Origin of the sequence: Bradyrhizobium sp. ERR14 (assembly GCF_014198235.1) — a bacterium.
Taxonomy (GTDB): Bacteria; Pseudomonadota; Alphaproteobacteria; order Rhizobiales; family Xanthobacteraceae; genus Bradyrhizobium.
Window position 1 is genome coordinate 275,521 of record NZ_JACIHD010000001.1, and the last position, 18,419, is coordinate 293,939.

Annotated in this window: 12 protein-coding genes; 4 read left to right on the forward strand and 8 right to left on the reverse strand. The window is 63.9% G+C overall.

Annotated elements, in window-relative coordinates; genetic code table 11:
* Positions 1-182: 182 nt before the first annotated feature.
* Positions 183-1,565: an aspartate aminotransferase family protein gene (locus GGD62_RS01360; RefSeq protein WP_183706860.1), complete on the forward strand. Its 1,383-nt coding sequence runs from the start codon at positions 183-185 to the stop codon at positions 1,563-1,565.
* Between the two features lie 200 nt (positions 1,566-1,765).
* Here GGD62_RS01360 and rnd read toward each other — a convergent pair whose 3' ends face one another.
* Complete coding sequence (rnd, locus tag GGD62_RS01365; protein WP_183706861.1) at positions 1,766-2,914, reverse strand: ribonuclease D; 1,149 nt, start codon at positions 2,912-2,914, stop codon at positions 1,766-1,768.
* A 473-nt stretch (positions 2,915-3,387) separates the two neighbouring features.
* Here rnd and GGD62_RS01370 point away from each other — a divergent pair, with 473 nt between their 5' ends.
* A complete protein-coding gene (locus tag GGD62_RS01370) occupies positions 3,388-3,804 on the forward strand; it encodes a hypothetical protein (protein WP_183256740.1) in 417 nt (138 codons plus the stop codon).
* A gap of 1,763 nt (positions 3,805-5,567) precedes the next feature.
* On the opposite strand, the gene GGD62_RS01375 is transcribed toward GGD62_RS01370, so the two are convergent.
* From GGD62_RS01375 to GGD62_RS01400, 6 genes are all read right to left on the reverse strand, one after another.
* Positions 5,568-6,902: an ABC transporter substrate-binding protein gene (locus GGD62_RS01375; RefSeq protein ID WP_183706862.1), complete on the reverse strand. Its 1,335-nt coding sequence runs from the start codon at positions 6,900-6,902 to the stop codon at positions 5,568-5,570.
* 11 nt (positions 6,903-6,913) lie between these two features.
* Positions 6,914-7,783, reverse strand: coding sequence for a carbohydrate ABC transporter permease (locus GGD62_RS01380; protein WP_183706863.1), 870 nt, complete (start codon positions 7,781-7,783; stop codon positions 6,914-6,916).
* The gene (locus tag GGD62_RS01385; RefSeq protein WP_183237148.1) at positions 7,780-8,730 is read right to left on the reverse strand and encodes a carbohydrate ABC transporter permease; all 951 of its coding nucleotides are present in this window, start codon (positions 8,728-8,730) and stop codon (positions 7,780-7,782) included. Before GGD62_RS01385 ends, GGD62_RS01380 begins: the two co-directional genes overlap by 4 nt.
* A 1-nt stretch (position 8,731) precedes the next feature.
* Positions 8,732-9,580 (reverse strand): phosphodiesterase, encoded by an 849-nt coding sequence (locus tag GGD62_RS01390; protein WP_183706864.1) that lies wholly within the window; start codon positions 9,578-9,580, stop codon positions 8,732-8,734.
* Positions 9,581-9,818: 238 nt separating this feature from the next.
* Complete coding sequence (locus tag GGD62_RS01395) at positions 9,819-10,076, reverse strand: hypothetical protein (protein WP_018317510.1); 258 nt, start codon at positions 10,074-10,076, stop codon at positions 9,819-9,821.
* A 19-nt stretch (positions 10,077-10,095) separates the two neighbouring features.
* A complete protein-coding gene (locus GGD62_RS01400; protein WP_183706865.1) occupies positions 10,096-11,568 on the reverse strand; it encodes a YdiU family protein in 1,473 nt (490 codons plus the stop codon).
* 196 nt (positions 11,569-11,764) lie between these two features.
* Between GGD62_RS01400 and aspS the strand changes: the two genes are divergently transcribed.
* The gene (aspS, locus tag GGD62_RS01405) at positions 11,765-13,537 is read left to right on the forward strand and encodes an aspartate--tRNA ligase (RefSeq protein ID WP_183706866.1); all 1,773 of its coding nucleotides are present in this window, start codon (positions 11,765-11,767) and stop codon (positions 13,535-13,537) included.
* A 173-nt stretch (positions 13,538-13,710) separates the two neighbouring features.
* Here the strand turns inward: aspS and GGD62_RS01410 are convergent, their stop codons facing one another.
* Positions 13,711-15,681, reverse strand: coding sequence for a hypothetical protein (locus GGD62_RS01410; RefSeq protein WP_183706867.1), 1,971 nt, complete (start codon positions 15,679-15,681; stop codon positions 13,711-13,713).
* A 247-nt stretch (positions 15,682-15,928) separates the two neighbouring features.
* On the opposite strand from GGD62_RS01410, the gene GGD62_RS01415 reads away from it, so the two are divergent.
* Positions 15,929-18,235 carry an NADP-dependent malic enzyme gene (locus tag GGD62_RS01415; protein WP_018317506.1) on the forward strand — a complete coding sequence of 769 codons (2,307 nt, stop codon included), beginning with the start codon at positions 15,929-15,931 and terminating at the stop codon, positions 18,233-18,235.
* The last annotated feature ends 184 nt before the right edge of the window (positions 18,236-18,419 follow it).

The following is an 18,419-nucleotide window of genomic DNA, read 5'->3' on the forward strand; positions in this document are numbered from 1 at the left end:
TGTCACGTGCGGCAATGTCACGTGCAGCCTTGTCGCGTGCATTTTTGTGCATCGCTGCTGAGCGCTTGCTGCCGACGAATTGGCGTTGCAAGTTCTGCGCTGTCGCAATAGCCAAGGTACTTGATCATCGAGTGATGACGCCGGCTATGCCTGCGACGTGACGCTTTCAAGGATCTCCGCAAATGTCCATGCTGCCCAATTCGCAAGAGGCCCGGGATGTAGCCTATCAGCTCCATCCCTACACCAACGCGCGCACCCATCAGCAGGCAGGTCCCCTGGTGATCGAGCGCGGCGAGGGTCCTTACGTCTTCGATGCGTCGGGCAAGCGCTATTTCGAGGCGATGGCCGGCCTGTGGAGCGTTGGGCTGGGCTTCAACGAGAAGCGGCTGGTCGAGGCCGCGCACAAGCAGATGCAGGCGCTGCCGTTCTATCACACGTTCTCCGCCAAATCGCACGGGCCCTCGATCGACCTCGCCGAGAAGCTGGTCGCGCTCGCGCCTGTGCCGATGAGCAAGGTGTTCTTCACCAATTCCGGCTCGGAAGCCAACGACACCGTCCTCAAGCTGATCGCCTATCGCTCCAACGCGCTCGGTCAGCCGCAGCGCAAGAAGGTGATCAGCCGGATGCGCGCCTATCACGGCGTCACCATTGCCTCGGCGAGCCTCACCGGCCTGCCGAACAACCACCGCTCGTTCGACCTGCCGCTGCCGAACATCCTGCACACGGGCTCGCCGCATTTCTACAAGGACGGCGCGCCCGGCGAGAGCGAGGAAGCCTTTGCGACGCGCCGGGCCGAGGAGCTCGACGCGCTGATCCAGAAGGAAGGGCCCGATACGATCGCGGCGTTCTTCGGCGAGCCGGTGATGGGCGCGGGCGGCGTCATCGTGCCGCCGGCGACCTATTGGGACAAGATCCAGGCGGTCCTGAACAAGTACGACATCCTGCTGGTCGCCGACGAAGTGATCTGCGGCTTCGGCCGCACCGGCAAGATGTTCGGCTGCGAGACCTACGGCATCAAGCCCGACGTGCTCGTGGTCTCCAAGCAGATCACCTCGAGCTATTTCCCGTTCTCGGCGATCATCATGAACGACCGCATGTTCGAGCCGATCGCGGACGAGAGCAACAAGATCGGCGTGCTCGGCCACGGCTTCACTGCGGGCGGTCATCCGGTCGGTTCGGCGGTTGCGCTGGAAAACCTCAAGATCATCGAGGAGCGCGGCCTGGTCGCACATGCCGCCGAGCTCGGCGCTTACATGCAGGGCAGACTGCGCGAGCTCACCAGCCATCCGCTGGTCGGCGAGGTTCGCGGCGTCGGCATGATCGCGGCGATCGAGCTCGTGCTCGACAAGGGCCGCAAGACCGCAGCGGCGACGCCGGGCGCCGTCGGCGGCATCGCCAGCCGCATGCTCCAGGAGCGCGGCGTGATCTCGCGCAACATGCTGGACGCCATCGCCATCTGCCCGCCGCTGATCGTCACCAAGGCGGACATCGACGGGCTGGTGGACGCGATCTCCGGCGTGTTGAACGACATGAAGGCGGAAGTGGCCAAGCTGACGCCGGCGTAACTGCTGGGCCCAACTCTATCACCGTCACCCCTGCGCAACGGCGTAGCCGTTGTCGCTGGAGGTGCTCGCCTCTTTGGCGAGCCTCGAAGGGCGACGGCCCGGCTGCTACTGCGCGGGCGTTCATCCTTCGTGCGGTGCGTTGCACCGCCCGCCTCGCACCTCAGGATGACGAGCTAACAGTTGATCCGCTCAGCTGAACATTACGCCCGCTGAACCCCGATCACGCGGCCTTTCTCGACCGCCAGTGCCAGCTCGCCGCGCTTGAGCTTCAAGGCAGCGTCGCCGAACAGCTCGCGACGCCAGCCGCGCAGTGCCGGCACGTCGGCTTCGTCGTCGGCCGCGATCTCCTCGAGATCGTCGACGGTCGCGATCACCTTGCTGGCGACCGCATGCTTCTCGGCGGTCATGCGCAGCAACACCTTCAAGAGCTCGACGATGGCGGCGCCGTTGTTGTTGTTGCGCGGCTTCTCCAGCTTCGGGAGCGTCGAAAAATCCCGCGCCAGCCCGCGCTCGACCGCGGCGACGATGTCCGCGCCCCATTTGGATTTCTCAAAACCCTTCGGCACCGAGCGCAGATGGGCGAGCTTTTCCAGAGTGTTCGGCGCGTGGGTCGCGATATCGCTGATGGCCTCGTCGCGCAGCACGCGGCCGCGCGGCACGTCGCGGCTCTGCGCCTCCTGCTCGCGCCAGGCGGCGACCTCCATCAGGACCGCGAGATCCTTCGGCTTGCGCACGCGCGTCTTGAGCCGCTCCCAGGCCCGCTCGGGGTGGAAGTCGTAGGTCCGGGGGGAGGTCAGGACCTCCATCTCGATGGAGACCCATTCGCTGCGGCGGCGCTTCTTGAGGTCGGCATCGAGCGCTGCGAACACGTCGCGCAAATGCGTGACGTCGGACACGGCGTAGTGCATCTGCTCCTTGGTCAGCGGCCGGCGCGACCAGTCGGTGAAGCGGTGGGTCTTGTCCGGGCGGTGGCCGGTGACTTTCTCGACCAGCGCGTCGTAGGCGATGCTGTCGCCGTATCCGAGCACCATCGCAGCAACCTGGGTGTCGAACACCGGATGCGGGATGATGTTGGCCTGGTGCCAGATGATCTCGATGTCCTGACGGGCGGCGTGGAAGACCTTCAGCACGCTCTCATTGGCCATCAGCTCGAAGAACGGCTTGAGGTCGATCCCCTCGGCCAGGGTATCGACGACGACGGCTTCCTCGGCGCTGGCCATCTGCACCACGCATAGCAGCGGGTAGTAGGTGGTCTCGCGCAGGAACTCGGTATCGACGGTAATGACGGGGTGCTTGGCCAGCCGGCTGCAGGCAGCCGCGAGGTCAGCGGTGGTGGTAATCAAATCCATGAACGGCCCATGACACTTGATATCAGCCGTTCTGCCGAAAGCGCTGTGATGTCAAGGGGCTCGATGCGAATTCGAGCCTTGTATTTGAACGGAAATCGCTTTTTCCGACGAAATTCCTATTCGTAGCGGACCCGGTGCGAGGATTTGCGGGCGCAGGGCAACGCCACCACGACCACGCACATGGCGACCAGCGCCAGCCCCAGGAACTCGAAAACCAACAGATCCACGGCGAAATCTCCAGAAACATTGATAGATTTGTCGGGGGTGCGTTGAGGGTCTGTTAATTGCGATGGTTACCGGCGGCCGGGGCGGGCTGGATGGTGGACGGCGGGTTAACGTGGCAGGTGAACGGTGGCTCGACTGTTGAACTGCGCGGCCGCATGTTCGCCTTCTATCTGCCCGAAGGTTGCTCCGACAAAACTGGTACTGGAGCAATTGAACAACCTCGCCCTCTTTGGGACCAAGGATAAACAGTGAAACTGGGCGCCAACAAACCCGGCAACTCGGCTGCTCCCATATGCTGGAGCGATGCATCAGCGTCATCTAATGAATTCGGCGGCGTAGTCGACGATCGCGCCCGACTTGGTCGATCTGCCGCCGTCGAAACCGTCGCCGCGGCTGTGCCGATCAAGGACGAGATGGATGCGCCGGGGCTCGTCGACAGAGTATGTCCCGCCGAGAAAACGCGGCCATCCGCAATGCTCAAGAGTAAACCGGCAATGCCGCGCGTGACCGTGGTGCCCGATTCGGAGCTGCACCGATTACCGAGACCGGTGCAGCTAGGGATTTTAGAAAAGATCGGAATTGTCTCGCTCGGACTTGAAAGCTGCGCCGTCGAGTCCATCAGGCTTTTTCAATCCTGGCCCCAGATTAGGAGGCGATCCGGCTGACCCACCTGAGCCTGATCCACCTCCGTTCACGCACTCGAAAGGCTTCGAGCCGCCGCCTCCACCTGGCCCGCCGCCTCCCGGAGAGCCCGGCATTCCAACTGCACCACTCTTGCCCCCAGTTTGGGATATCTCGATCCTAGGCGTCTTGTTCAGCTCAGCTAGTGGCCCAAGAAAGAAAATCGATCCACCTGCGCCGCCTCTTCCGCTGTCTCCGCCTTTACCTCCCGAACCGCCATCTCCGCCGTTGCCGCCATTTCCAGGTCCAGCAGTGCAATAGCAAACGCCCGGCAGCGGGCAATTTCGATCTCCCGGCGTACCGCGACTGCCCGGGCCTCCCGGTCCCCCGTCTCCGCCTCGACCGCCGGCACCGCCCGCTAGACCTACTGATTCAATTCGGAGGGCCGAGGTAATGGCTGGGTTGGCCGTGTTGATCTCCAAGCTTTGGAAAACGATATAGATCGCGGGAAAGGTATACGCTCCCCCGTTACCTCCGGTAGGACCATTTCCTCCTCGGCCGCCGTTGGCTCCATCGTCGGTCCCAGAAGTCCAGCCTTGCGGACCGGGACGGCTGTCGGACCCTTTTAGGTCCGCAGACGAAAGATGAGGGTTTACGACCAAGCGTGCAAGCTCAGAGAGCTGTGCTGGTGTATTGAGAACAAGCTTCTTGGCCGCTAGCACCACGTAGTTTCCGTCGTTGCTCCGGTCCGGTATACTCCAGGTGAGTACACCCTTAGGATTAAAGACGACTTCGTTGAAGCGAAGGATGGGTTCTGTGACCGATCTATTGCCAGTTACCGTGAGCAAATCTCGGAGCGGGGTTGCTAGCACCTCTGTTACGATCTGCGATGGCATTGCCGCTTTGCCGATCACATAAAATGTTTGGTTGTCTTGCCGCTGCTGGCGAACATCGAAGCCGAATTCTTTCAGAAATTCCGGCAACGCCTTAGTTGTGGGCGCTTGTTGTGCTGCAATCTGATCTTCCGCGCGAGCTGATGTTGCGAAGGCCGCAGCAGCGAGAAAAATGGCGAAGAGCCTAATCACAAAATACCTCCTCTGTTGAAAATGGTCATAGGAGGCCAACAACTTTTGAGCGAGTCAATACCAAAGGTTGTGTGACGTCAAAATTGCACCACGCCAAAGTGTCGCATGTTAGGTCGGCGAAGAAGCAGGCGGAGATGCATAAGCGCGTCCGACGCACCTCACCTCTGAAGACAAGTCCATATAGTCGAAATCAGCATTGCGCGGGTGCTGGTCGAGGGCGAGGCGCCTAGAACAGGCCGCCTATAGAGTTGCTAGGCGCCAGAGTCAGTTGCAACGGTGAGGATTCCTTCGCCTTCGTCAAAGCCAGATCGGCTACCTAGATGCGTATGTTGCCTCGCTGCGATCCAAATCGCTGGCCTGTCCGGAAACCGATCTATTTCAAGTTCTGAAGGCAGAGATAAGGATGTCCGCGAAGGCCGAAATCGATGACCTAACTCGCGACCTCGTCCACAGAACAACAGGGCGAGCCGGCATCCGTTCCAGATGTCGCGCGGCGTTTAGGCGAGTTTGACGCTATCATCGCGTACACCGACGACCTCGCGCACAATAACGGTATCACTGCGGTACTGAGCTAACCTATGCTGACGACGTCATCGCCTGCTGCTGTCCAGCAGATGCTTGGCCGCCACTACACTCTGCGCGGCCGGCATCGTTCGATTGCTAGCGCACAGTCCTTCCGGCGCCCCATATGGCGGAGCGCCGAGGGCCGTTTGCAACCGTTCTTACGGCAGCTTCAGCGACGTCTCTGCATTGTACGGCTTCAGCGTCTCATCCGCGGCCTTCTGCGCGGCGACCAGGGCTTCCTTCGGCTGCTTCTTGCCGTTGAGGACCAGCATCACCTCGTCCTCGAGGTTCTTGCGCACCGGCACGGTCTTGTAGGTCGCGAACCAGGGCTTTGCGACGTCGAGTTGCTCGACTGCAGTCTTGGCGTCGGGGTTCTTGTTGAGGAAGTCGACCATCTCGGGCGTTTTGTAGGCGGCCATGTTCGGCGCGAAATAGCCGGTGGCGCGGCTCCACCAGCCGCTCTTCTCGGGCGAGGTCATCCACTTGATCAGCGTCCATGCAGCCTTCTGCTTGTCGGCCTCGAGGCCGGCCGGAACGATCAGCGAGGCGCCGCCGATCGGCACGGCGTTGCGGACGTTGCGCGGGATGAAGGCGACCTTGTAGGCGAACTTGGCGTTGTCGCGCACGTAAGTGAGCGAGCCCGTCGACAGCATCATCATCGCGGCGTTGCCGGAGATGAAGGAAGTGCTGACGGCAGGGCCAGGCGTGGCGCCGGGGGCGTGGACCTTGTGCTTGTAGACGAGGTCATTCCACCAGCTCAGTGCGCCGAGCATCGAAGGCGTGTCGTAATAGACCTCGCCGCCGAACTCCTCGTTGTAGTAGCGCCCGCCATTGCTCATGGTGAGCGTTTCCATCATCCAGCCGCAATAGTCGTAGGCGCAGGGGATCGCGATGCCCCATTGGGTCACCTTGTCGCCCTCGCGCTTGGTGAGCTTCTTGGCCCAGTCGGTGAGCTCGGCCCAGGTCTGCGGCGGCTTGCTCGGATCGAGGCCGGCTTCCTTGGCCTTGTCGGCGTTGATGTAGAGCAGCGGCGTCGAATTATGGAAGGGCACGCCGTAGACCGAGCGGTTGATCACCGCGTTGCCCTGCAGCGCCGGGAAGAACTGGCCGAGGAACTGCTCCTTGGTGGTGCCGTCGGCCTTGATCAGGGCATCGAGATTGGTGAGCTCGTTCTCGATCTGCATGTCGAGCAGGAAGTTCGCCGACATGATCACGGAGGACGGCGGCTTGCCGGCCTTGATTGCGGCGCGCGTCTTGATCAGCGTGTCGTCATAGGAGCCGGTGTAGACCGCGGTCGCCTTGACGTCCGGATGGGTCTCGTTGAACTCCTTGATCAAGGTGCCCATGTCGCGGGCGAGCTTGCCGTCGACGGGGACGGGGAAAAACAGATCGATCTCGGTCGGGCCTTCGCCGGCGAGCGCCGGAAGGGCGAGGGCACTTGCCATGGAGCCTGCCATGGCAAGGCCGAGCATGAGCCTGCGGGAAAACAGCATCGAAGAATCTCCTATTTGATGCCTGAGGTGACGAAAGAGCTGATGAAACGCTTCTGGAAGATCAGGAAGGTGATGAGCAGCGGGCCGATCACCATCAGCGTGCCGGCGGCGATGGTGCCCCAGGCCTGCGTGCCTTCGGCGGTCTTGGTGAAGACGGAGAGCCCGACCGTGAGCGGCCGCTTGTCCGGCGAGTTGATCACCATCAGCGGCCACAGGAAGTCGTTCCAGTGGCTGGTTACGGAGATGATGGCGAAGGCGGAGAAGCTCGGCATCGACAGCGGCACGTAGATGTGGCGGATGCGCTGGATCAGGCTGGCGCCGTCGATCAGGGCTGCGTCTTCCAGCTCGGTCGGAATCGCCTCGAACGCCTGGCGCATCAGGAAGGTGCCGAAGGCGGAGGCGAAGAACGGCATCATCACGCCGGTGAGCGTGTCGTAGAGGCCGAGTTGCGCCACCAGCGACAGGTTCGGCACGATCAGCAGCACCGGCACCAGCATCAGCTGCATCAGGAACAGATAGAAGATCGGCGTCTTGCCGACGAAGTCGAGGCGCGCAAAGGCAAAGCCCGCCAGCGTGATCGTGACGAACTGCACCAGCAAAATGCCGGCACAGATGATCGTGGTGTTGAGCGTGTAGCGCGGGAAATCGCCGATCTCCCAGGCATCCCTGACATTGTCGAGCGTCGGCTTCAGGCTCGGCATCAGCTCGGCCATGGCATTGATGCCGTCGGAGGCCGGGCGCAGCGTCGCCACGACCATCCACAGGAACGGAATGAGCCAGACGATCGCGAGCAGCACGGTCAGCAGGAAGCCGAGCTTGGGCGTGATCTCGCCCCGTGTGGCGAGCGGGGCGTCCTTGTAGAGGGCGTCGATCAGCTTCATGGCCCGCCCTCGCGGTTGGCCATGGTGCGGAAGGAAAGCGCGGTGAGGCCCATCAGCGCGGCGAGCGTCAGCAGCGTCGCGGCCGAGGCCTTGCCGACGTCGTAATGCTCGACCGCCTGCTGGTAGATGTAGAACAGCACGAGGTTGGTCGAATTGGACGGCCCGCCCTGGGTCATGACGAAGACGTGGTCGACCTGCGTCACCGCGTTGAGCGTGGCGATCACGATGACGAACAGGAAGGTGGGCTTGAGCTCGGGCAAGATGATGTGGCGGAAGCGCATGTAAGGCCCGGCGCCGTCGAGATGCGCGGCCTCCATGACGTCCTCAGGCACGGCCTGAAGGCCGGCGAGGAAGAACAGCATGTAATAGCCGGCGTTCTTCCAGATCGTGATGATCATGATCGCATACAGCGCGATGTCGGGATCGCCGAGCCAGTTCGGCAGCACCGGAAGCAGGCGGCCGATATAGAAGTCGAGCAGGCCGACATTGGGCAGGAAGATGAACATGAACAGCGCCGAGGCCGCGACCATCGGGATCAGCACCGGCAGGAACAGCGCCGCCCGCAGCGCGCTGCTGACGGCGTTGGTGCGCGACAGCGCGAGCGCAAACAGCAGCGCGAGGCCGATGCTCGGGATCGTCGTGCCGATGGCATAGACGAGATTGTTGACGACGGCGCCGGTGAAGGCGGGGTCGGCCAGCACCGCGCTGATATTGTCGAGGCCGACGAAGCGGACCGGCGCCTTCGGCGTGGCGCGCTGGTAGAGCGCATCGATGAACACGCGGCCCATCGCGCCATAGGTGAACAGCGCGAGAAAGACCAGCGAGGGCAGCAATAGGAGATAGGCGGGCAGCGAAGCTTTGAAACGCGTGCCGAGGCGCTTCAGGACGTCCAGGCGCGGCGCTGCCGAGGTCGCGACCGGAAGAGCCGCGGGTTCGGCGAGGCTCATCTCACCGCGCCGGGAAATTGAGCGCATAGTCGCGGCCGTCCGTTCCCACGGGTGGTTCGAAGGGAAAGCGCAGACTGGTGTCGAGGAAGTCGTGGCTGTGCACGACGAGGTTCTCGTCGTCGATCAGCACGACGCCATAGGCGGGCGGCTCGTGGCTTGCGAGGTGCGGCGCGTCAGCGTCGAGCTCGAACCAGACCTGGTGGTTGGTGCCGCGCAAGGTGGAGAACGGGATCTTGCCGTAGCTGCCGAAGATCGGGCGGTGGACGTGGCCGAAGAAGAGGTGACGGATGCGCGCGCGATAGGGCGCGATCACCTCGGCGAACTCCGCGCTCTGTTTCAGCGCGATCTCGTCCATCGCATGGACGCCGATCGGGAAGGGCGGGTGATGCATGAACACGACGAACTGCTGGTCGGCGGGTGCAGCCGCGAGCGTCTTCGCGAGCCAGTCGAAGCGCTTGGCGCACATCTCGCCGGCGTGGCTGGTCTCGTCCAGCGTGTCGAGGAAGACGAACAGGCCATGGTCGGTGGTGCGCGTGCCCTGCACGAAGCCGTTTGAATCGCGCGGCGCGGCCTTCAGCGCGTCGAGGCAGGTGACGCGGCGGTCGTGATTGCCGACCATGGCTATGTAGGGAATCTTCAGCGCGGCCATCGCGTCGGCGAAATTGGCGTAGGATTCAGCCTCGCCCCAATGGGTGAGGTCGCCGGTCACGACAGCGAAGGCGGCGTCGGACTGGTGCGTGTTGATGTCGGCGATCGCCGCATCCAGCCGCGCGCGCGGATCGAGGCCATAGAGCGTCAAGCCGGGGTTCGCCAGATGCGTGTCGGTGAGGTGGATGAATTTGAAGGGCATGGCGCGCTTTGTCGGGACGGTTGGAGGATGGGTGCCTCCGGCAGGACGACCCTGACAGGCGGTTAGAGCGCGTGTGTTTCAGTTTGATGACAGTGGTTCCCGTGTCCACAGCAGCGCGCTGCGCACGGTGGATTAGCCGAAGGGGTAATTCAAAGTTCCGGCTTACCTTGAGTTGCGGTGCTGCGCGGAGCAGAGCTAATCTAAGCGCGCAAACTTGGTTCTTGTCCCGCGGATCTAGCTAACGGTCGATCGCGCGCAGGCGCTTGATCTCGGCGATCAATCTCGGAATGTCCTGTCGCGCGTTGGCGATGAATTCCTGATCGGCGAGCGTCGCGCCAGTGAGGTAGATGTCTTCGCCTCCGGTCTGGACGAAGTCCGATCCGCTTAGTTCATCGCGCTTCTCGATGAACGATTTCCAAGGACCCGCGGTCGCCTGCTCGCAGCGCGCCTTGATCGCTTCGATCTCGTCATCTTTCAGGGCCGAGAGCTGCGTCATCTTGCAATCCAGAACAGGTTTACGTCCCACAAAACGTCCGCAACACCCGCTGGTCCGGCAGCGGCGGATCGGCGTAGGCGGCAAACTCCGGCTGGTCCTCGAACGGCTTGGCCAACACTTGCACCAGCTCCTCGAACGGGGCGTAGTCGTCGTCGTTGACCGCAGCCTGGATCACAGCCTCGACGCGGTGGTTGCGCGGGATGAAGGCCGGATTGACGGCGTGCATCGCGGCTTGCCGCTCGGCTGCGCTCTGCGGCTCCAGCGCGATGCGTGCGCGCCAGCGGCCGGACCACTCGTCGAAGGCTGCGGGCTCCATGAACTGCGCACGCGCATCCGCGCTGTCATCAACGGCGGAATCGCCGAGCTTGCGGAAGGTGAGGGTGAAGTCGGCCTGGTTCTTGGCCATGGCTTCGAGCAGGTCCTGGATCAGGGCGTCGTCGCCTTCACGCCCCGTGAACAGGCCGACCTTTTTGCGCAAGCCGGCTTGATAAGCCGTGCTGAAAATCTCGGAGAAGGCGCCGAGAATGTCCTGGGCTTCGGCCACCGCCTTCTCCTGCTCGTCGGAGAACAACGGCAGCAGGCACTCGGCGAGGCGGGTCAAATTCCACAGCGCGATGCGCGGCTGATTGGCATAGGCATAGCGGCCCATCTCGTCGATCGAGGAGAACACCTGTGCGGGGTTGTAGGCGTCCATGAAGGCGCAGGGGCCGTAGTCGATGGTCTCGCCCGAGATAGAGCTGTTGTCGGTGTTCATCACGCCGTGGATGAAGCCGACCAGCAGCCAGCGCGCGATGAGCTCGGCCTGGCGGGCGACGACGCCGGCGAGCAGTTCGTGATAGGGCCGCTCTGCATCGCGCAGCTCCGGATAGTGCCTGGCGATGACGTGGTCGGCGAGCCGGCGGATCGCCTCGGTGTCACGCCGCACGGCGAAGAACTGGAAGGTGCCGACGCGGATATGGCTGGAGGCGATACGCGTCAGCACCGCGCCCGGCAGCGCGGTCTCGCGGATGACGTGCTCGCCGGTGACGACGGCGGCAAGCGAGCGGGTGGTCGGGATGCCCAGTGCATACATCGCTTCGCTGACGATGTATTCGCGCAAGACCGGTCCGAGTGCGGCGCGGCCGTCGCCGCGGCGGGAGAACGGGGTGGGGCCGCTGCCCTTGAGCTGGATGTCCCGGCGGACGCCGTCTTTGTCGATGACCTCGCCGAGCAGGATGGCGCGGCCGTCGCCGAGCTGCGGGACGAACTGCCCGAACTGGTGGCCGGCATAGGCCATGGCGATCGGATCGGCGCCGTCGGGAACCGTCTTCCCCGCCAGGATCGCCGCGCCTTCCGCCGTCTCCAGCAGGTCAGGATCGAGCCCGAGCTGGACCGCCAGCGGCCGGTTCAGCTTGATCAGCCGGGGGGCGGCGACAGGGGTCGGCGCGACGCGGGCAAAGAAGCTGTCGGGCAGCGCCGAATAGGAGTTCTGGAAGGGGAAATGCACCGTCATGCCCTCAAGATAGGGCTGGAACGGCTGATGGCAAAGGGATGGGCCCAGATCGGGCAAAAATGGGCGCTTCCGGCCCAAAACAGGCCGTTCCCTTGGTTGCCGCCCCCGGCCTCGTCGGGTAAACCCTGCCGCAATCTCGGACCGGCCGTGACAGGCGGTCCGATTCGCTTCCACCGACATCATTTTTGGGACGACCATGCATCGCTACCGGTCACATACATGCGGCGCGCTCCGCGAGAGCAACATCGGCGAGACGGTCCGCCTGTCAGGCTGGGTCCATCGCGTCCGCGACCATGGCGGCGTGCTGTTCATCGACCTGCGCGACCATTACGGCCTGACCCAGTGCGTGGTCGACCCGGACTCGCCGGCGTTCTCGCTGGCCGAAAAGCTGCGCTCGGAATTCGTGGTGCGGATGGACGGCAAGGCCCGCCGCCGCCCCGAAGGCACCGACAATGACGATCTGCCGACCGGCAAGATCGAGATCTATGTCACCGAGATCGAGGTGCTGGGCCCGGCCGGTGATTTGCCGCTGCCTGTGTTCGGCGACCAGGAATATCCTGAAGACATCCGCCTGAAGTACCGCTTCCTCGACCTGCGTCGCGAAAAGCTGCACCAGAACATCATGACGCGCGTCGAGATCATCAAGTCGATGCGCCGGCGCATGGAGGGGCAGGGCTTCTTCGAGTTCAACACCCCGATCCTGACCGCGTCCTCGCCGGAAGGCGCGCGCGACTTCCTGGTGCCCTCGCGCATCCATCCCGGCAAGTTCTACGCGTTGCCGCAGGCGCCGCAGCAGTACAAGCAGCTGCTGATGATGTCGGGCTTCGACCGCTACTTCCAGATCGCGCCGTGCTTCCGCGACGAGGACCCGCGTGCCGACCGTCTGCCGGGCGAGTTCTACCAGCTCGACGTCGAGATGAGCTTTGTGACGCAGGAAGACGTCTTTGCGGCGATGGAGCCCGTGATCACGGGCGTGTTCGAGGAGTTCGCCAAGGGCAAGCCGGTCACCAAAGGCTGGCGCCGGATTCCGTTCGCCGAGGCGCTGCGCAAATACGGCAGCGACAAGCCGGATCTGCGCAATCCCATCGAGATGCAGGACGTCTCCGAGCATTTCCGCGGCTCCGGCTTCAAGGTCTTTGCGCGCATGCTCGAAGACCCCAAGAACCAGGTCTGGGCGATCCCCGCGCCGGGCGGCGGCAGCCGCGCCTTCTGCGATCGCATGAATTCGTGGGCGCAGGGCGAAGGCCAGCCCGGACTCGGCTACATCATGTGGCGCGAGGGCGGCGAGGGGGCAGGTCCCCTTGCGAACAACATCGGTCCCGAGCGCACCGCGGCGATCCGTGCGCAGATCGGCGTGAAGGAAGGCGATGCCGCCTTCTTCGTCGCCGGCGATCCCGACAAGTTCTGGAAGTTCTCAGGGCTCGCCCGCAACAAGGTCGGCGAGGAATTGAACCTCACCGATAAGGAGCGGTTCGAGCTCGCCTGGATCGTCGACTTCCCGATGTACGAGTACAATGAGGACGACAAGAAGGTCGACTTCTCGCACAACCCGTTCTCGATGCCGCAGGGCGGCCTCGATGCGCTGAAGGGCCAGGACCCGCTCACCATCAAGGCGTTCCAGTACGACATCACCTGCAACGGCTACGAGATCGCCTCGGGCGGCATCCGCAACCACGTGCCGGAAGCGATGGTGAAGGCGTTCGAGATCGCAGGCTACGGCGAGCAGGAAGTGGTCGACCGCTTCGGCGGCATGTACCGCGCGTTCCAGTACGGCGCGCCGCCGCACGGCGGCATGGCCGCCGGCGTCGACCGCATCGTGATGCTGCTGTGTGGCACCACGAATCTGCGCGAGATCTCGCTGTTCCCGATGAACCAGCAGGCCATGGACCTCCTGATGGGCGCCCCGTCGGAAGCGACGACCAAGCAGCTTCGCGAGCTGCATGTGCGGGTGAACCTGCCGCAGAAGTGAGTGTGCTTTGCCTCTCCCCGCATGCGGGGAGAGGCCGCCTTGCATCGAAGATGCGAGGCGGGTGAGGGGGACTCTCCGCGAGTCTAACTCTCACCGTGATTGCGGAGGCGGCCCCTTACCCCAACCCTCTCTCCGTAAGAACGGGGCGAGGGAGCGCGCACCGCCGCCGTCACCTACAGCCCCGTCGACGCCTCGATCCTGAACTGCGCCAGCGCGATGATCGGCTCGTTGTCGAGGACGTCCATGAGCTGAAGTACCGGCAGCTTGCCGAGCGGCGTCAGCTTGATGGTCAGCGTCTGGCCTGATGCCTCGACGAAGCCGGCCAGCGCATCGACCGCGGCCTTGGCATCGAGATTTGAGGCGGCGATCTTCTCGCCCTGCGCCCGGATCATCGCAACGAGGGCGCTGCGCGCGGCATCACGGCTGACATTCTGCACGCGCGCAAACTGGGCCACGACAAGATCGACAACGCCGCGATCGCGCAACGACAGCTCGATTGCGCCGGTCTCGACCTGCGCCAACTGGCCCATGGCCTCGAGCGGGTCCGTCGTGGTGAAGAGGTCGCGCGGCACCTTGGCGAGCGCCACGCTTACCTGCGCTTTGGCGAGGTTGCCGAGATCGAGCGTGGCCGGCGCCAGCGCGAATGCGCCTGACGCTTCCGTCCAGGCCGCGCCGAGATCGAGGTCGATCGCGAGCTTGTCCACGCCTGCCACGATCAGCGGCTGCAGCGCCGGATTGGCGGGATCGGTCGGCGTGACCATCTTCACGACCAGACTGGCCTTGCTCGGGATCGATCCCACCAGCTGGCCCCAGTTCAGGCTGATCGTGTCGACGGTGATCGGCTGCCGCGAGTTGTTATGCGGCGCAACCACGCCCTTGATCTCGGCGCCTTCGAGCACGCGGAACAGTCCGAGCATCTGATCGGGCGAGGGCGGTTGCCCGGGATTGGTGAGACCCGAAGCCCAGCGCATCAGGTTCGGCATGCTGAAGGATTTGAGCGCGAAGCGCTCCATCTTGAACTGACCCTGCGGCGAAGGTGCATCGACGCCCTCGATCGCGAATTCGCCCTGCCGGTAGCGGATCGCGTTGATCTTCCCTGTTCCCTGCGGTGTGCCAATCGAGGTCTGGCCGATCTCGGCCTTGCCGATGCGAATAGCGTCGTAGAATCCGGCGACCTTCTCCATCAGCTCGCGCGTTTGCGTCGGCGTTGGCGAGGCCGACTTATCCTGCGGCAGCATGGCAAACATCTCGAACAAATGGAGCTTCGACGGCTGCACGTCGATGTCTTCCATGGCGATGCCGTCGATATCCATACGCAGGCCCAGCGCGGACTTGAGTACAGAAGGGCCGGCGGAGATTTGTCGGTAGACCCGGCGGTAGCTGTCGTCACCGCTCGTCTGCGGATCGAGTGCGGCGAGGATCGGGGTCGAGTCGAAATCATTGACGATCATGCCGGAGATCTCGCCAGTCAGCTTGTCCGCCTTGCCCGGCTGCGTAACGTTGATCGTGAAGGTGGCGCGGTCCATCTTCATTGCATCGACTTTGCCGCGGCCGAGGTTTTGGAGCGCGAGGCCCGAATAGACCACTTCACCGCTGCCGCCGCTGCTGCCGGCGTCGAAACTGATGTTGATGGACGGGATCATCACGGACGTTGCCGTCAGGCTCGCGAACTGGTCGAGCACGAACCGGTACATGTCGCTCAAGGAGCTCGATGCCGGCACGTTTTCAACGCGCAGGGGGCCCGCATAGTCGCGCAGCGTCACCTGCGGGATCTTGTAGGCCACTTTCAGCTTGCCGGGGCCGACTTCATCCAACGCAATCTCGACACCCGAGATGTCGATGCCGTCAGCGGCAAAGCGAGTCTCGCCGATCTGGCGGACGCCCGAGCTCTTGAAGGCGCCGATCTTGACGTGCCCCTGCAACGGGTTGCCGGGATCGATTGCAATGTCCTCGATCGTCAGCGTCCGGCTCGACCGCTCGAAGGCGATCTTGCCGTGGCTGGCTTTGCTGCCGCCGGTGCGAAGCCGCTCGAACGCCGCCTCGACCTCGCTGGTCATCCGATGCTGGACATAGAGGTTGAAGCCGAACCATCCGCCCGCGCCGAGTACGGCTGCCACGATCAGACCGATCAGGATTCGCTTCATTCCCAGCTCCAGTTGCTCGTTTTGCGCCGCGCAACCTGCCATATTCGCGAAACGCCGCGCGGTCCAGGGAAAGCTATGGTTTTCAAATATTTGACCGCGCGCCCTGTTGATGGGCGCGCAATCGGATGTTGCCACCGGGGCGCCCGGCGTGCTTCATCCCGTTTCCATGACCCGGAAATACGGTCCGCTTGGACCGCGGCTTCGGATCGTGCATTTTTGAGGCCGGTAACGCGAGGCGAGACACCGCATGTCGTCCTATTCTGATGATCTCCACCAGGCGGCGCTCGCCTACCATCGTCTGCCGCGCCCTGGGAAGCTCGAGATCCAGGCAAGCAAGCCGCTTGCCAACCAGCGTGACCTCGCGCTGGCCTATTCGCCGGGCGTCGCCGCGGCCTGCACCGAGATCGCCAAGAACCCGGCGGAAGCCGCCACGCTGACCACCCGCGCCAATCTGGTCGCCGTGGTCTCCAACGGTACCGCCGTGCTCGGCCTCGGCAATATCGGACCGCTGGCCTCCAAGCCGGTGATGGAGGGCAAGGCCGTCCTGTTCAAGAAATTCGCCGGCATCGACGTGTTCGACATCGAGATCGCCGCCGACACCATCGACCGCGTGGTCGAGACCGTGGCGGCGCTCGAACCGACCTTCGGCGGCATCAATCTGGAGGACATCCGTGGACCGGAGTGCTTCGAGATCGAGGCGCAGCTCAAGGAGCGCATGAAGATCCCGGTCTTCCATGATGACCAGCACGGCACCGCGATCATCGTCGCCGCCGCCATCACCAACGGGCTCCGGCTGAACGGCAAGAAGCTGTCGGACGTCAAGATCGTCGCCTCCGGCGCAGGGGCCGCGGCCATCGCCACGCTGAACCTGCTGGTCTCGATGGGCGCGCAGCGCAAGAACATCTGGGTCTGCGACATCGACGGCCTCGTGCATGAGGGCCGCAACACCACGATGGACCGCTGGAAGGCGGTCTATGCGCAGAAGACCGACAAGCGCACGCTCGGCGACGTCATCGGCGGCGCCGACATCTTCATCGGTCTCTCGGCGCCGGGCGTGCTCAAGCCCGAGATGGCCAAGGCGATGGCCGACAAGCCGCTGATCATGGCGCTCGCCAACCCGACCCCTGAGATCATGCCGGAGGAAGCGCGCAAGGTACGCCCTGACGCCATGATCTGCACCGGCCGCTCCGACTATCCGAACCAGGTCAACAACGTCCTGTGCTTTCCGTTCATCTTCCGCGGCGCGCTCGATGTCGGCGCCAGCGCCATCAACGAGGAGATGAAGCACGCTGCCGTCGAGGCCATCGCGCAGCTCGCGCGCGAGGCGCCCTCGGATGCGGTCGCGCAGGGTTTTGACACTGGCGAGACGCAGGGGTTCGGCCCGGGCTCGCTGATCCCGAGTCCCTTTGATCCCCGGTTGATTCTACGCATCGCGCCGGCGGTGGCGAAGGCGGCGATGGAGTCGGGCGTGGCGACGCGGCCCATCACCAATTTCGACGAATACACCGCGCTGCTCGAGCGCTTCGCCTTCCGCTCCGGCCTCGTCATGAAGCCGATGTTCGCCAAGGCCAAGACCCAGCCGGTGCGCGTGATCTATGCCGAAGGCGAGGACGAGCGCGTGCTGCGCGCCACGCAGGTGGTGCTGGAGGAGAATTTGGCGCGGCCGATCCTGGTCGGCCGTCCTTCGGTCGTCGAGGCGCGCATCAAGCGCTTCGGTCTTTCGATCCGCGCCGGCAAGGATTTCGACCTGGTCAATCCCGAGGACGATCCGCGCTATCGCTCCTATGTGCAGTCCTATGTCGAGGTCGCCGGTCGCCGCGGCGTGACGCCGGATGCGGCGCGCACGGTGGTGCGCACCAACAACACGGTGATCGCTGCGCTCGCGGTGACGCGCGGGGAGGCGGATGCCATGCTCTGCGGCGTCGAGGGCCGCTACATGAGCCATCTGCGCCATGTCCGCGAGATCGTCGGTTTTTGTCCGGGCATTAGCGACTACGCGGCGCTGGCGCTGCTGATCACCAGCAAGGGCGCCTTCTTCATCGCCGACACGCAGGTTCGCCCCAATCCGAGCGCGGAGGAGCTGGCCGAGATCGCATCGCTCGCCGCGGTCCACGTCCAGCGCTTCAACATCAAGCCGAAGATCGCCTTCGTCTCGCACTCGGATTTCGGCAGCTACGACACCGATTCCTCGCGCAAGATGCGCCGGGCGACCCAGCTGTTGAAGGATAAGCATCCGGAGATCGAGGCCGACGGCGAGATGCAGGGTGACACGGCACTTTCGGCTGCGGCGCGAAAAATGGTGCTGCCGCACTCCAATCTCGAGGGCGAGGCCAACATCCTGATCATGCCGACGCTGGACACCGCCAACGTCGCCTATCAGATGATCAAGTCGCTTGCGGACGCGCTGCCCGTCGGCCCGATCCTGGTCGGCCCGGCGCGCCCGGCGCATATCCTCACCCCCTCGGTGACGGCGCGCGGCATCCTCAACATGACGGCCGTCGCGGTCGTCGAAGCGCAGGAGCGCGCCGCACGGCAGCCGACGTTGTTCACGTAGGCTTCTAGCGTCATCGGCGCTGCCATCTCTTCTCCCCCTGTGGGAGAAGGTGGCGCGAAGCGCCGGATGAGGGGTTGTTTCCGCGCCTCGGGATCTCGCGAGTTTCCGCGCCGATAGATACCCCTCATCCGTCTCGCCGCTTTGCGGCGAGCCACCTTCTCCCACGAGGGGAGAAGGGAAGAGG